The organism is Rhizobium sp. CB3171 (assembly GCF_029714265.1).
Taxonomy (GTDB): Bacteria; Pseudomonadota; Alphaproteobacteria; order Rhizobiales; family Rhizobiaceae; genus Rhizobium.
This window is the reverse complement of record NZ_CP121652.1, coordinates 3,627,711-3,642,627: the sequence shown is the minus strand read 5'-3', so window position 1 is coordinate 3,642,627 and position 14,917 is coordinate 3,627,711. Positions and strand designations below refer to the sequence as shown.

The window sequence follows — 14,917 nt, the reverse complement described above, 5'->3', positions numbered from 1 at the left end:
CGGAAATCCATTTCCGGGGTCTATTCCTTAATGGCAAAAGCGGACTTTTACGACACGTTGGGTGTCGCCAGAACGGCGGACGAAAAAGAGCTGAAAAGCGCTTTTCGCAAGCTGGCGATGAAATTTCATCCGGACAAGAACCCGGAGGATAAGGACGCCGAGCGAAAGTTCAAAGAAATCAACGAAGCCTACGAGACGCTCAAGGATCCGCAGAAGCGGGCGGCCTATGATCGTTACGGCCATGCAGCCTTCGAGCATGGCGGCATGGGCAATGGCGGCGGATTTGGCGGCGGCGGCTTCGGCGGCGGTGGCTTCTCCGACATTTTCGAAGATATTTTCGGCGAGATGATGGGTGGCGGACGCTCGCGCGGGCGCTCCTCCGGCGGTCGCGAACGCGGCGCCGATCTTCGCTACAACATGGAAATCTCGCTGGAAGAGGCCTTTACCGGCAAGACGGCGCAGATTCGCGTGCCGACCTCGATCACCTGCGATGTCTGCTCCGGCTCCGGCGCCAAGCCGGGCACGCAGCCGAAGACCTGCGGCACCTGCCAGGGCGCGGGCCGCGTACGGGCTGCACAGGGTTTCTTCTCGGTCGAGCGCACCTGTCCGACCTGCCATGGCCGCGGTCAGATCATTCCCGATCCCTGCACCAAATGCCACGGCCAGGGCCGCGTGACCGAAGAGCGTTCGCTTTCGGTCAACATCCCGGCCGGCATCGAGGATGGCACGCGCATCCGGTTGCAGGGCGAAGGCGAAGCCGGCTTGCGCGGTGGGCCTTCGGGCGATCTCTACATCTTCCTCTCCGTCAAGCCGCATGAGTTCTTCCAGCGCGACGGCGCCGATCTCTATTGCGCCGTGCCGATCTCGATGACGACGGCTGCCCTTGGCGGCACCTTCGACGTCGCGACCCTCGACGGCACGAAATCGCGCGTCACGGTTCCCGAAGGCACGCAGGTCGGCAAGCAATTCCGCCTGAAGGCAAAGGGCATGCCTGTGCTGCGCTCCAGCCAGGTCGGCGATCTCTATATCCAGATCCAGATCGAAACGCCGCAAAAACTCACCAAGCGCCAGCGCGAGCTGCTGCAGGAATTCGAGCAGATCTCCTCGAAGGACAACAATCCCGAATCAACGGGCTTTTTCGCCCGCATGAAGGATTTCTTCGACACGTTCAGCGACTGAGCTACAAAACGGGGCGGCGAATCACATTGCTTCACGTGAAACCGGCCGGTGATTCGGCCGGTTTTTTATTTTGAGGGCGAATCACCCGCCCTCGTGGTTCGAGACGGCCTCATGGACCTCCTCACTAAGAGGGCTGATCTATGCGGTTCGGCTCGGGAGCTTCTCCACCCTCATCCTGAGCCTGTCGAAGGACGCGGGTGGCCCCGCCGTCGCTCCGATGCACCTCTCTTCCATGCCCATCGGCAAAATCCTTGCACTTGCGCAGGGTTCGGCATACGCCTCGGCCATCGACACGAATCCGGATGCCCGATGCCGCACAAGGTTTTCATCTCGCGCCTGAAGCTGACCGACTTCCGCAATTATGCGGCGGCGTCGCTTGCGCTTGACGAGCGGCATGTGGTGTTGACCGGCGACAATGGCGCCGGCAAGACCAATTTGATGGAGGCGGTCTCCTTCCTTTCTCCCGGGCGCGGGATGCGGCGCGCGGCTTATGCGGATATCATCCGCGTCGACGCATCGGGCGGCTTTTCGATCTTTGCCGAGCTAGAGGGCATGAATGGCGAAGTCGAAATCGGGACCGGCGTCGACGCGACCGACGAGGCGACGGCGCGCAAGCTCAGGATCAATGGCGCACCGGCCAAGACCGTGGACGAGCTGACCGACCATCTACGCGTGCTCTGGCTGACACCGGCGATGGACGGGCTATTCACCGGCGGCTCCTCCGAGCGCCGCCGTTTTCTCGACCGGCTCGTGTTGTCGCTCGATCCCGCCCATGGCCGCCGCGCCAGCGATTTCGAGCGCGCCATGCGCAGCCGCAACAAACTGCTCGCCGAAGGCCGATTCGATCCGTCCTGGCTTGGCGGCATCGAGGAGCAGATGGCGAGTCTCGGCATCGCCATGGCGCTCGCCCGGCAGGAGATGCTCGGCCTCCTCTCGCGGCTGATCGCGGAAACACGCGAGGCGACGCCCTTTCCATCCGCCGCACTCGAGCTCTCCGGTTTCCTCGACGGGCAATTCGATCGCCCGGCGGTCGATCTCGAGGACAGCTATGCCGAGATGCTGCGCGAAGGACGATACCGCGACGCGGCCGCCGGACGCACGCTTGATGGCCCGCATCGGGCCGATCTGCTGGTGCGTCATCGCGAGAAGCATATGGAGGCGGAGCGCTGCTCGACGGGGGAACAGAAGGCGCTGCTCGTCGGCCTTATCCTCGCCCATGCCCGCCTCGTCGGCAACTTGACCGGCCATGCGCCGATCCTGCTGCTCGATGAAATCGCCGCGCATCTCGATGAAGGCCGGCGCACAGCGCTCTTCGACCTGATCGACGGGCTCGGCGGCCAGGCCTTCATGACCGGCACGGACAAGGCAATGTTTTCAGCGCTCGGCGAACGGGCGCAATTCTTTACCGTCGCGCATGGCGGCATTTCGAAATCATAGGCGGAGAATTTTCCGCGGAGCGTGATAGTATCATGGCCATGGACCCTTTGACCCCAGACGAAATCGCCCGTTACAAGCGCCACATCCTGCTGCCCGAAGTCGGCGGCGCCGGGCAGCAAAAATTAAAAGCGGCGCGGGTTTTGGTAATCGGCGCCGGCGGGCTCGGTGCGCCCGTGCTGCAATATCTTGCCGCCGCAGGCGTCGGTACGCTTGGGATTGCCGACAACGACCGCGTCTCGCTCTCCAACCTGCAGCGGCAGGTGATCCACGATACCGGCACGATCGGCGAGCTGAAGACGCAAAGTGCAGCCAATGCCATTGCACGGCTGAATCCGCATGTGCGCACCATTCGCTTCGAGGAACGTTTTTCCATCGAGACCGCCGCGCGGCTTCTCGCCGGTTTTGATCTCATTGTCGACGGTTCCGATAATTTCGATACGCGCTATGCCGCGGCCGACGCGGCCGAGCTGGCGCGCCTGCCGCTGGTGACCGGCGCGGTCGGCCGCTTCGACGGCTCGCTGACGACGCTGAAACCTTATGAGGCCAGCGCCGACGGCACGCTGAACCCTGGTTATCGCGACCTCTTCCCCACACAACCGCCCGAAGGCCTCATTCCCGCCTGCTCCGAGGCCGGGATCATCGGCGCGCTGACAGGCGTCATCGGCACGCTGATGGCGATGGAGGCGATCAAAGTCATTACCGGCATCGGTGAACCGCTGATCGGCCGGCTGCTGCTCTATGACGGGCTCGCCGCCCGCTTCGAAACCATCCGCTATCGCCGCAAGCGCGCTAAGGCCGCGGCCGAATGACCGATATCACTCTTCAGCGTCTCGAAGACAGCTTCGGCCGCTGGGACGAGCTGCTTGAGCTCATTCTCGCCTCCTTCGCCTATATGGACGGACGGATCGATCCCCCCTCTTCGGCGCTGTCGCTGACCGCGCAATCGCTCAGGGAAAAAGCGAGAACTGAAATCGGCCATATCGCATTCGATGACGATCGATTAGCCGGCTGCATATTCTGTCGTCCGGAACCAGACAGCCTCTATATCGGCAAGCTCGCTGTCTTGCCGGCCGCACAGGGCAAGGGGATCGGCAGGCGCTTGTTAGGGCTCGCTGAGACGACCGCACAGGAGCGTGGCCTTCGTGTGCTGCGGCTGGAAACGCGGATTGAGCTAACCGGCAATCACGCCACCTTTGCCAATTGGGGATTCGCCAAAACCGCCGAGAATCGCCACGCCGGCTTCGACCGCACGACGTCGATCGAGATGCGCAAAGCCCTGATTTAATTCAGCGAAACGGCAGGACGCGATTCGGCGGGCGATGGCCGTCGATGAAGGTGCGGATATTGATGATGACCTTGTCGCCCATGTCGATGCGGCTTTCGAGCGTGGCCGAGCTCATATGCGGCAGCAACACCACCTTGCCCTCGTTGGCGAGCTTCACCAGCTTTGGATTGACGGCCGGTTCGTTCTCGAAGACGTCGAGGCCGGCGCCGGCGATCTTGCCTTCGCGCAAAATCTTGATCAGCGCCGTCTCGTCAATGACGTCACCGCGCGCTGTATTGACGATGTAGCTCGTCGGCTGCAGCAGAGCGAGCCGACGCGCCGAAATCAGATGGAAGGTCGCCGGCGTCGACGGGCAGTTGACGGAGACGATGTCGACGCGGGCAAGCATCTGATCGAGGCTGTCCCAATAGGTCGCCTCCAGCTCGTCTTCGGTCGCCAGGCTGACGCGCTTGCGGTTGTGATAGTGGATGGAGAGGCCGAATGCCTTGGCGCGGCGGGCGACGGCGGTGCCGATGCGGCCCATGCCGACGATGCCGATACGCTTGCCGTGAATGCGGCGCCCAAGCATCCAGGTGGGCGACCAGCCGGCCCATTCGCCGGGCTTGTCCGTCAGCACGCGCGCACCTTCGGCGAGGCGCCGCGGTACGGCAAGAATCAACGCCATGGTCATGTCGGCCGTGTCCTCGGTCAGGACATTCGGCGTGTTGGTGACGGTGATGCCACGACGGGCCGCCGCTTCGACGTCGATATGGTCGGTGCCGTTGGAAAAGCTAGCGATCAGCTTCATCTGCGGCCCGGCTTCCTCGATCAATGCGGCATCGATGCGGTCGGTGACTGTCGGCACCAGCACATCGGCGGAGCGGATGGCTTCCACAAGCTCGGCCTGCGTGCGCGGCGTATCGTCAATGTTGAGCTCGGCATCGAAGAGTTCGCGCATCCGCGTCTCCACTGCATCCGGCAGTTTACGCGTGATATAGACCTTCGGTTTTTTCTTCGTCGTCATGGCGACCGGCGATGCCTTGTTTAGATGTTATTAACCAAGAAGCAGGATAATTTTCCCGTTCCGAGCATTTCTACCAGACCCGCAGGCGAAGACAAATAAAACTCGTGGGCGCGGCGCAGGGATTTGCCGATAAACCGGAACGATAGGCCGCCTTGGTCATGATGAGCGAACGGAAATCCCTATGCGTGGCAAAGTCCTGAAGTCCTGCGCTGTTTTCACGATCGGCCTGATGATGGCCGGCGCCACCGCCGATCTTGCCGCGGCCCAGGCCGCCAAGGGCCCAAGCGGATTGCCGCTGCCGCGATTCGTCACGCTGAAATCGAAGCGCGTCAACCTGCGCATCGGCCCGAGCGCCGACTACGCCGTGTCATGGCTTTATCTTAAGCAGGGATTGCCGGTCGAAATCATCCAGGAATACGACAATTGGCGCCGCGTGCGTGATGCCGACGGCACCGAGGGCTGGGTCAACCAGTCGCTGCTGTCCGGCCAGCGCTCGGCCATCGCCGCGCCGTGGATGAAGGGCAAGGGCAAGGCGGTCTTCGTCAATATGCGCCGCGACGCGCAGCCGTCGAGCACCGTCATCGCCAAGCTCCAGCCGGGCGTGATGATGAACATCCGCGAATGCACCGGCGACTGGTGCCTGGCGACCGCCGACGGCACCGAAGGCTGGGTGGCGCAATCCGAAATCTGGGGCGCCTACCCCGGCGAAGCCTTCAAGTAAAAGAAAGCCCCTCAAAGCTCCATGGTAGCCGCGACCGCGTGATTCTTCGACGCGGCGATGCATCTGGCATCAAGAGCGGGAACGGTGATCATGGAATATTTGCTCGGGAATCTCGGCATAGCGATCGTCCTGTTTGCATCGACGAACGTGGACGATATTTTTGTCCTGCTCGGATTTTTTGCGGACCGCAAATTCCACCCGCGCCAAATCGTCATCGGCCAATATCTGGGCATTAGCGTTCTTTGCGGCGTAAGCGTGCTCGCCTCCCTGATCTCTCTCGTTATTCCCGCCGCCTATATCGGCCTCCTCGGCTTGGTGCCGATCATTCTTGGCCTGAAGAAGCTATGGACGTTGTGGCAGGGCTTTGAGGCAGAGAGTGATCCGGAAGATCACGAAAAGGCGTCGATCGGGCATGGCAATATCATAGCCGTCGCGGCGGTCACCATCGCGAATGGTGGCGACAATATCGGCATCTACACGCCGCTATTTGCCACGCGCACGAGCGATGAGATCACCATCATCGCCATTGTGTTTGTCGTCATGACGGCTTTGTGGCTCGGCGCCGCGCACTTCCTGGTCAATCACCCGACGATCGGTGCGCCGATCCGTCGCTATGGGTATCGGGTGGTGCCCTTCGTTCTCGTGGCGCTTGGAATTCTCATTCTCCACGAGGCCGGAACCTTTCGGTTGCTATGGTGATAGATTTCGTTTGCTGGCCGTGACACCTCAAGCAAAAGCCGCTGCAGCGGTCTGCTGCGAGCGGCTTTCAATTTCAGCATGAGCCAGTGGGCGAGCTTAAAGAAGCCCGAATTCCTTGCCGGCTTCCGAGAGCGACCGCATCGGCCGAGGGCCGATCTGCTCGATGACGATAGCTGCGGCGAGGTTGCCGAGCTTGCCGCAGTCTTCGAGGCTGCGACCCTGCGTGTAGCCGAAGAGGAAGCCGGCTGCGAAGAGATCGCCGGCGCCGGTCGTATCGACGCGCTCCTCGATCGGATGGGCGTCGACGACATAGCGCTCGTTGCCGCGCACGATGACGGCACCGTCCTTGCCGGTGGTGACGGCTGCGATCTTGCAGTCGGCCGCAATCAGCTTCAACGCCTTCTCGAAATCATCGGTCTCGTAGAGCGACAATGCCTCGTCGCGGTTGGCAAAGACGATATCGACGGTGCCCGAGCGCATGAGATCGAGGAATTCGTGGCGATAACGGCCGACGCAGAAGCTGTCGGACAAAGTCATCGACATTTCGCGGCCATGGACATGGGCGATGCGGGCGCATTCGCGAATCGCCTCCTTAGCGCGCGGCGGGTCCCAGAGATAGCCTTCGAAATAGGTGACCTTGGCGTTGGCGACGACATCTTCCTCGACATCCTCCGGGCCAAGCTCGACGCAGGCGCCGAGATAGGTGTTCATCGAACGCTCGCCATCCTCGGTGACGAAGATCATGGAGCGGGCAGTCGGCGGGAACGTGCCCTTCGGCTTGGTCTCGTAATGCACGCCCTGGGCGCGGATGTCGTGCGCGAAGATTTCTCCCAACTGATCTTCCGCGACCTTGCCGAAATAGGCTGCCCTGCCGCCGAAATTCGCAACGCCCGCCGCCGTATTGCCGGCGCTGCCGCCGGAGGCTTCGAGCGCCGGACCCATGCGCGAATACAATAGCTCGGCACGGTCGGCATCGATGAGATTCATCGCGGCCTTGGTGATCTTGTTGTCGATCAGGAACTGATCGTTGCAGCGGGAGATAATGTCGACGATAGCATTGCCAACGGTCAGTACATCGAAACGAGTCATCAAAAAGGGGGTCCCGGTATTGGTGATAGCCGGTATCCGGTATTAGCGGTTTTTCCGAAGTTTGGAAGGAAAATCGGTGTCCGATGAGGTAACTAAATCTCAACCAGTCATTTGCCTGTCACTTTCTATCTGTAAACACTTATCAAGTGAACGGGCATGGGATGCGGACAAGGCATTCGGGCCAGTTCTGGGAAGGTATGATACCTTCCGCCTCACCGGTACGCGCGCCGACCACGGATGAACTGGCGGCCTGTGCACCGGGAGGACTCCGGCGGGGCCGGATGCGGGAAAGCGGGCGTGGCCCGCTTTTTTTGTTTCCGACCGCTTTTCGGCTTCTCACGTTGCGGCAAGCTGCTACAACTCTGGGATCAAGTCCGAAGATCCCGCCACAGCTCGCTCGCCGGCATGTCCGAAATCTTTTCCGATGTTCTGCCGATTTTCCTGCTGATCCTCGTCGGCTGGTTGATCGTGCGTGCCGGAATATTGACGGCCAGCGTCGGCGAAGCGATGAGCGAGTTCGTCTTCAAGCTTGCCGTGCCGCTGCTGCTTTTCCAGACCATTGCTGGCGCGCATTTCCACGGGGCTTCGCCATTCCGATTGTGGATCGCCTATTTTGCCGGCGTCGCGGTCGCCTGGACAGCCGGCCATCTGGCGGCGACGCGCCTATTCGGGCGGGATGCGCGGATCGGGGTGCTCGCCGGTGTGTCGTCGGCTTTCGCCAACAATACCTTCATCGGCCTGCCGCTGGTGAGCCGTGTGGTCGGTCCCGATGGCATCGTGGCGCTATCGATCCTGATCGCCGTGCATTTGCCTGTCATGATGATCGCCGGTACGATGCTGATGGAGCAGGCTGAGCGCAAGGCGAATGGCGGCAGCGGGCGCAGCACAGGCGAGCTGCTGCATCAGGTAGGCAGAAACCTTGTCCGCAATCCGCTGGTCATCGGACTTGTCGCCGGCCTCGTCGTGCACCTCATCGGCATTCCCCTGCCGGCGACGCTCGGCAGCGTCGTCGATAGCATCGCCAACACGGCAGGCCCGGCGGCGCTGATTTCGCTTGGCATGGCGCTGCGGCAATATGGTCTTTCCGGCAATCTCGGAATCGCCAGCGTTACCTCGGCGTTCAAGCTTCTGTTGCTGCCGGCCTGCGTGCTTTCGGCCGGCTATCTTCTTGGCCTCAGCTCGCAATGGCGTGAGGCGATCGTCCTCACCGCCGCAGTTCCCACAGGTGTGAACGCCTGGCTGATTGCCAATCGCTTTGGCGTCGGTCACAGTCTCGCGGCCTCGACGATTACGCTGACAACGGCGCTCGGCGTACTTTCAGTGTCACTTTGGGCCTATATGCTCGGCTAGCGACGCGAGCGGCCTGTGTGGATTCCTGTCATCGCACGGCGTTCCAAGGTGATCTCAGAAAGGTGCAGGCGGCTTTGCGTGAGCTCACCGCCGGTTGAACACTGCGACAATATATCTCCGCCTTCGGAGAAGCAGGCAGGAAAATGGTCATATATTCGCGCACCGCCGCCTTTAACTAAGGGTGGAGCGCAGCAAAGGATGGAACCATGAATATTGCAGCTCCACTCACCACCACCAATCCCGCTTCGGCCTATGCGCAGAAGGTCTTCGTCCTGCAGGGCGGCGGTGCGCTCGGCTCCTATCAGGCGGGCGCCTTCGAAGCATTGAGGGAAGCCAATATCGAGCCGGACTGGATCGCCGGGATCTCGATCGGTGCCATCAACGCCTCGATCATGGCGGGCAACGTGCCGGGCCAGCGGCTGGAAAAACTGCGCTCCTTTTGGAACAAGGTCAGCGTGCAATTGCCGGTCGACGTGCTGATGGAGCGCCAACGCGAGACCAGTCGGTTCTACCGCACGGTCAGCAGTTGGTGGGTATCGACCTTCGGCGTGCCCGGTTTCTTTTCGCCCTGGCAGATCCCATCCTGGTTCCAGCCGCGGGGCTCAGCGGGTGCGACCAGTATCTACGACACCGCGCAATTGCGTCAGACCCTGCTCGACCATGTCGATTTCGACCGCATCAATCATGGCCCGGTGCGACTGAGCCTCGGCGCCGTCAATGTCAGAACCGGCAATTTCGCCTTTTTCGACAATAAGGACATCAAAATCAAACCCGAGCACGTCATGGCGAGCGGCGCACTGCCACCCGGCTTTCCGGCGATCAAGATCGGCAATGAATATTACTGGGACGGCGGCCTGGTCTCGAACACGCCGCTGAGTTACGTGCTGAGGAACGCCGCCGAAGTCGACACGGTCGTCTTCCAGGTCGATCTCTTCAGTGCTACCGGCCTGTTGCCGCAGGACCTCGAAGAAGTGGAGGAGCGGCGCAAGGATATCAGCTATTCCAGCCGCACCCGGCTCAACACCGACCTCTTTCTCGAGCGCCACCGTCTGCGCCGTACCATATCGGAGCTTTATGCGCGCCTGCCGGAAGAGGCCAAGGCTGATCCGGAGATCCAGAAGCTGAAGCAACATTGCTGCGATCACAGCGTCACGATCATCCACCTGATCTACCGCAACAAGCAGTTCCGCGCCCATTCGAAGGACTACGAATTTTCGGCGCTGTCGATGCACGAGCATTGGCAAGCCGGCCTGCACGACGCCCGCAAGGCCCTGATCTCGGAAGATTGGCGCGTGCCGCCCGGCGCCGAGGACGGGCTCAAGGTCTACGACCTGGATCAAAAGATGCGGACGCGCAAGCACGCCGTCTGAGCGACTGACCGGCATGCAAAAGCCCGGCCGAGACGACCGGGCTTTTGGCAATCGTTCGCTTGAGGCAGCTTAGTTCGTCGCCGCGGGAGCGTTCGCGTCAGGCAGCGGCTGAGGCGTGTCGGCCAGCGTGCGCAGATAGGCGATGACATTGGCACGATCTTCTTCCTTCGGCAGGCCGGCAAAGCCCATCGCCGTCCCGGCGATGAATTTCTTCGGCGCTTCGAGGAAGTGGTAGAGATGATCGTAGGTCCACTTTTCGCTGCTGCCCTTGGAAAAATCCTTCATGGCGGAGGAATAGGCAAAACCTTCGTGCGAGGCGATCGGACGATCGACCACACCCCAGAGATCCGGACCGACCTTGTTCGGCCCGCCCTTGGTGCCGTCATGACAGGCCTGACACTTCTTGAAGATCGATTCGCCGGCCTTCGCGTCGGCCTTTTGCAGCAATTGCGCGATCGGCGTTTCCTGCTTGGCGGCGGCTCCCTTGCCGCCGGCGCCGGCAGACGTTTCTTCAGCGGCGATAATTGCGAAGCCCGGCTTTTCCGGCGTTTCTGAATGGAAAATAAATCCCGACGCGAGCGACACGGACTTCAGCACAAAAAGTGTGGCCAGAAGTGCCCCGACACCCATGTTCACGTAGGATGAATTCATCTGCTATGCTCCCCTCGCCTCCGGCAGCGGCTGCCGGCCCATCTTGAATTCGCGCGAAACCTATGTCTTTTGGCAGTTTCTTGCAACTCTCTAAACGGTCTCCACCGTGAGACTTTTTGACACTTTTCCGGCAGGAATAGAAGGCCCAACAATGACAGATCCCAACTTAGACAAGACGCTGGTGCTCATTCCGGCCCGGATGGCCTCCACCCGCCTGCCGGGCAAGCCGCTCGCCGATATTTGCGGCCTGCCCATGATCGTACAGGTTGCCAAACGGGCGCGCGAGGCGGCGATCGGTCGCATCGTCGTCGCCGTCGACCACGAGGACACCTTTGCCGCCGTTGCGAATGCCGGCTTCGAAGTCGTCATGACGCGCAGGGATCATCAATCCGGCTCGGACCGGATCTATGAGGCCCTGCAGGCCGTGGATCCCGAGGGTCATGCCGAGATCATCGTCAACGTCCAGGGCGATCTGCCGACCATCGATCCCGAAACCATCCGCGCGTCGCTGCGCCCGCTGGAAGACCCGGCCGTCGATATCGCCACGCTGACCGTCGAGATCAAAGACGAGGAAGAAAAGAAGCTGCCGAGTGTCGTCAAGGTTGTCGGCTCGCCCGTTTCGGACAGCCGTCTGCGCGCACTTTACTTCACTCGCGCCACCGCTCCCTACGGCAACGGGCCGCTTTATCATCACATCGGCCTCTATACCTATCGCCGCGGCGCGCTGGAGAAATTCGTCAGCCTCGGCCCTTCGACGCTGGAAAAGCGCGAATCACTGGAGCAATTGCGGGCGCTGGAAGCCGGCATGCGCATCGATGTCGAGATCGTTGACACGATACCGCTCGGTGTCGATACTCCCGCCGACCTCGAAAAGGCCCGCCGCATCCTTTCCGGCGCCTCTCTCTGACGGAATTTCCCCAAAGGCAGTCCAATGATCACCAAGACCAACAAGATCTCTTTCCAGGGCGACTACGGCGCCAATTCCGACATGGCCTCCCGTGACATGTTCCCGACGATGGAGCCGCTGCCTTGCCAGACCTTCGAGGACGCCTTCACCGCCGTCGACAATGGCGAAGCCGATCTCGGCATGATCCCGATCGAAAACACGATCGCCGGCCGGGTCGCCGATATCCATCATCTGCTGCCGGAATCGCGGCTGCATATCGTCGGCGAATATTTCATGCCGATCCACTTCCAGCTCATGGTGCTACCGGGTGTGAAGAAGGAAGAAATCCGGACGGTGCACAGCCACATCCATGCGCTTGGCCAGTGCCGCAAGATCGTGCGCGCCAATGGCTGGAAGCCGATCATCGCCGGCGATACGGCGGGGGCGGCCAAGCTCGTGCAGGAAACCGGCGACCGCACCATGGCCGCCCTTGCACCGCGACTGGCGGCCGACCTCTATGGGCTGGAAATCGTTGCGGAAAATGTCGAGGATACCGAGAGCAACGTCACGCGCTTCGTCATCCTGTCGCGTGACGAAAACTGGGCGCAGCGCAGCTCGACCGAGGAAAAGATCGTCACCACCTTCGTCTTCAATGTGCGCAACATTCCGGCCGCGCTCTACAAGGCCCTGGGCGGCTTTGCCACCAACGGCATCAACATGACCAAGCTCGAAAGCTATCAGCTCGGCGGCCGTTTTGTAGCGACGCAGTTCTATGCCGATATCGAGGGCCATCCGTCCGATGCCCATGTGCGCCGCGCGCTGGAGGAATTGCGGTTCTTCTCCGAGAAGGTCCGTATTCTGGGCGTTTACAAGGGGCATCCGATGCGGGGCGATCTCTAAGTCTGATCCTTTAAGTTTAATGGCGTCGGAGGCCGCCTCGTCCTTCGAGGCTTCGCTCTTCGAGCTCCGCACCTCAGGATGAGGCGGGGGAGAATTTCGCTATTGACCCAAAGGGTTAGCCCTCATGGTGAGGTGCGAAGGCCGCCGGGCTGCAGCCTCGAACCGCGAGGGCGGGTGATGGTATCGTATAACTTCCAACCGCTAGCTACTCCGCAGCCTTGGTAACGACCTCAATGCGATGCCCGTCCGGATCGACGACAAAGGCGGCGAAATAATTCGGCCCGTAATGAGGTCGAAGACCAGGCGCGCCATTGTCCGTGCCGCCATGAGCCAATGCGGCCTTATGGAAGAGGACGACAGCCTCGCGGCCCGGTGCGGCAAAGGCAAGATGGAAGCCTGGGCCTGGCGCATGAGCCGCCGCGCCGCGCAGTTTGATGGCGAACTTATCGCCCCCACCCGGCGGGCCGTATCCGATCGCCTGGTTGGGATCGCCGGGGTTCAAGTCTTCCCAAACCCTGACATAGCCGAGCGGTGCGAAGGCGGCGTCGTAAAAGGTGGCGGCTCTCTCGATATCTGAGACGCCGAATGAAATATGATGCAGCAAGTGTTCCTCGCATTGCTCTGAATTTATCGATCAGTCTCTTCTGCGAATGCACCTCACCATGAGGTGGACCATGTTCCGTGGCGGAGCATACAAGATCAGCCCTCATGGTGAGGTGCAAAAGCCCAAAAGGCTGCAGCCTCGAACCACGAGGGCGGGTGACTAGGTCACAATTCACTTATCCGGCTCACAAACCCTGAGACGATGACCGTCGGGATCCAGCACGACGAAGGTCGGGCCGAAATCCATGGTCGTCAGTTCCTGCGCAATCGGCAGGCCGCGGGCTTTCCAGTCTTGGTAATGTTCCGCGACCGCGCCTTCGCCTTCGACCATGAAGGCGAGTTCACCGCGATTGCCGATGGCCGAGGGCTGCGGCTCGACGTTGCTGCGGCGCCAGAGGCCGAGGGTGAAACCATTGTCGAGCGGGAAGGCAGCGAAATTCGGCGCGGCAACGGCGGGCTCGCGGCCGAGCAGGTCGCGATAGAAAGGCACGCTTTCGGCCGGGTCCTTAACGTAGAAGATGATGAGATTCGGGCTTGTCATTTGGATATTCCTCTCAATTTAGGGGGATATAAGGGCATGAAGATGCGGTCCGGCAGGCGAGGCCTGCCGGTGTCAGAAGATTTGGATGTTTATGGAGATGCGTTTCTAAAGCGCATCGCGATCTGTCAGAATAGCCTTCTCTGGCCTTAAACTCTTGATTTTACGAATGTCTTTATCGCCGAAATCGCTTCGGCCTTAGTGCATCCGTTCTTCCTCACGGTATGGCGCGTGGCCGTCCAGAAAGCCCAGATCGCGCTTGACCAAATCAGACGCTCCCTCGAGATCGAGGTGATTTCGGCTGCCGACAAAATAGCCCAGTGCAACCCGCAAGAAGCGGGCGGGCCATGTCGGCACAGAGAGATCTTTGCCTTTGCGCGCCTCGATGACGCCGCGATGCGTTTGTTTCGTGACGATGAAAGCGTGGCTTGCCATGATCGGTCCTCCTTCCTGCTTGGGATGGTGCCCATCATAGTCGTACCTACTGACAGTTTCTGGCAGTAGCGTTGCTCTTGAGGATCAATCGTGGAGCATGCCCTCCCGGGCATTCCATTCCCTCGCCAGCGTAACACGGCGTCGCGGGTAGCGTGCGTCCAGCACCGCAAAATCGACGATGCGGTCGGCGCGGAAATGACGAAAATCCTGGCGCAGCTCGCACCAGGCCATGATGATGCGCGCATTATCGAAATAGCCGAGCGCGAAGGGCCAGATGCGCCGGGTCGAGATAGCGCCGTTGACGTCGCCATAGGTCAATTGCACCATGCGTTCGCCGCGGATCGCCTTGCGCATCAGGGAAAGATCAGCCTTATCCTCCGTTATGCGGCGCGTTGCGACGACCACCGCCGCCTGATCGACCGCCTCGCGCATTTCGGCGGGCAGCACCGCAGCGATCTTGGCAAGAGCATCGGCGCCGGCGGCGGCCAATCGCGAATCGGTTGCGCGTGCGACCCATCTCGATCCCAGCACCAGCGCCTCGATCTCATCCTGCGAAAACATCATCGGCGGCAGCATGAAGCCGGGCTTCAGAACATAGCCGATGCCAGGCTCGCCTTCGATCATGGCACCCTGCGTCTGCAGGCTGGCGATATCGCGATAGAGCGTGCGCAGGCTGACGCCAGTCTCGTCGGCAAGGGTCGCGCCGCTGACCGGACGTCGGTAGCGCCTGAGCGTCTGCAATAGGGTCAGCAGCCGTTCCGAGCGCGCCAT

Annotated in this window: 17 protein-coding genes; 10 read left to right on the top strand and 7 right to left on the bottom strand. The window is 61.1% G+C overall.

Annotation, left to right across the window (positions count from 1 at the left end; genetic code table 11):
• Nucleotides 1-30: 30 nt before the first annotated feature.
• From dnaJ to QA648_RS17640, 4 genes are all read left to right on the top strand, one after another.
• Entirely contained in the window at nt 31-1,179 is a 1,149-nt protein-coding gene (dnaJ, locus tag QA648_RS17655) for a molecular chaperone DnaJ (RefSeq protein ID WP_104821550.1), read from the top strand.
• A 309-nt stretch (nt 1,180-1,488) separates the two neighbouring features.
• Entirely contained in the window at nt 1,489-2,616 is a 1,128-nt protein-coding gene (gene recF, locus QA648_RS17650; RefSeq protein WP_283048366.1) for a DNA replication/repair protein RecF, read from the top strand.
• Between the two features lie 38 nt (nt 2,617-2,654).
• A complete protein-coding gene (locus QA648_RS17645) occupies nt 2,655-3,425 on the top strand; it encodes a molybdopterin-synthase adenylyltransferase MoeB (RefSeq protein ID WP_283051398.1) in 771 nt (256 codons plus the stop codon).
• 5 nt (nt 3,426-3,430) lie between these two features.
• Entirely contained in the window at nt 3,431-3,901 is a 471-nt protein-coding gene (locus tag QA648_RS17640; protein WP_283051397.1) for a GNAT family N-acetyltransferase, read from the top strand.
• A gap of 1 nt (nt 3,902) precedes the next feature.
• On the opposite strand, the gene QA648_RS17635 is transcribed toward QA648_RS17640, so the two are convergent.
• Nucleotides 3,903-4,904, bottom strand: a complete 1,002-nt coding sequence (locus QA648_RS17635; RefSeq protein ID WP_104821547.1) for a D-glycerate dehydrogenase — start codon at nt 4,902-4,904, stop codon at nt 3,903-3,905.
• Between the two features lie 181 nt (nt 4,905-5,085).
• Between QA648_RS17635 and QA648_RS17630 the strand changes: the two genes are divergently transcribed.
• Nucleotides 5,086-5,625 carry an SH3 domain-containing protein gene (locus tag QA648_RS17630; protein WP_283048363.1) on the top strand — a complete coding sequence of 180 codons (540 nt, stop codon included), beginning with the start codon at nt 5,086-5,088 and terminating at the stop codon, nt 5,623-5,625.
• A 90-nt stretch (nt 5,626-5,715) separates the two neighbouring features.
• Complete coding sequence (locus QA648_RS17625) at nt 5,716-6,324, top strand: cadmium resistance transporter (protein ID WP_283048361.1); 609 nt, start codon at nt 5,716-5,718, stop codon at nt 6,322-6,324.
• A 96-nt stretch (nt 6,325-6,420) separates the two neighbouring features.
• Here QA648_RS17625 and QA648_RS17620 read toward each other — a convergent pair whose 3' ends face one another.
• A complete protein-coding gene (locus QA648_RS17620; RefSeq protein WP_104821544.1) occupies nt 6,421-7,413 on the bottom strand; it encodes an adenosine kinase in 993 nt (330 codons plus the stop codon).
• 405 nt (nt 7,414-7,818) lie between these two features.
• Between QA648_RS17620 and QA648_RS17615 the strand changes: the two genes are divergently transcribed.
• A complete protein-coding gene (locus QA648_RS17615) occupies nt 7,819-8,763 on the top strand; it encodes an AEC family transporter (protein WP_283051395.1) in 945 nt (314 codons plus the stop codon).
• 206 nt (nt 8,764-8,969) lie between these two features.
• On the top strand, nt 8,970-10,133 hold the full coding sequence (locus tag QA648_RS17610; RefSeq protein ID WP_104821543.1) for a patatin-like phospholipase family protein: 1,164 nt from the start codon (nt 8,970-8,972) through the stop codon (nt 10,131-10,133).
• Between the two features lie 69 nt (nt 10,134-10,202).
• Here the strand turns inward: QA648_RS17610 and QA648_RS17605 are convergent, their stop codons facing one another.
• Entirely contained in the window at nt 10,203-10,784 is a 582-nt protein-coding gene (locus tag QA648_RS17605) for a cytochrome c family protein (protein WP_104821542.1), read from the bottom strand.
• Between the two features lie 151 nt (nt 10,785-10,935).
• Here QA648_RS17605 and QA648_RS17600 point away from each other — a divergent pair, with 151 nt between their 5' ends.
• A complete protein-coding gene (locus tag QA648_RS17600; RefSeq protein WP_283048357.1) occupies nt 10,936-11,691 on the top strand; it encodes a 3-deoxy-manno-octulosonate cytidylyltransferase in 756 nt (251 codons plus the stop codon).
• Nucleotides 11,692-11,715: 24 nt separating this feature from the next.
• The gene (locus QA648_RS17595) at nt 11,716-12,570 is read left to right on the top strand and encodes a prephenate dehydratase (protein WP_104821540.1); all 855 of its coding nucleotides are present in this window, start codon (nt 11,716-11,718) and stop codon (nt 12,568-12,570) included.
• A 205-nt stretch (nt 12,571-12,775) separates the two neighbouring features.
• On the opposite strand, the gene QA648_RS17590 is transcribed toward QA648_RS17595, so the two are convergent.
• The 4 genes from QA648_RS17590 to QA648_RS17575 form a co-directional block, all read right to left on the bottom strand.
• Nucleotides 12,776-13,174, bottom strand: coding sequence for a VOC family protein (locus tag QA648_RS17590; RefSeq protein WP_283048355.1), 399 nt, complete (start codon nt 13,172-13,174; stop codon nt 12,776-12,778).
• 171 nt (nt 13,175-13,345) lie between these two features.
• A complete protein-coding gene (locus QA648_RS17585) occupies nt 13,346-13,714 on the bottom strand; it encodes a VOC family protein (protein WP_104821538.1) in 369 nt (122 codons plus the stop codon).
• A 195-nt stretch (nt 13,715-13,909) separates the two neighbouring features.
• Nucleotides 13,910-14,146 (bottom strand): hypothetical protein, encoded by a 237-nt coding sequence (locus tag QA648_RS17580; protein ID WP_283048354.1) that lies wholly within the window; start codon nt 14,144-14,146, stop codon nt 13,910-13,912.
• Between the two features lie 84 nt (nt 14,147-14,230).
• The gene (locus QA648_RS17575) at nt 14,231-14,917 is read right to left on the bottom strand and encodes a YafY family protein (RefSeq protein ID WP_104821536.1); all 687 of its coding nucleotides are present in this window, start codon (nt 14,915-14,917) and stop codon (nt 14,231-14,233) included.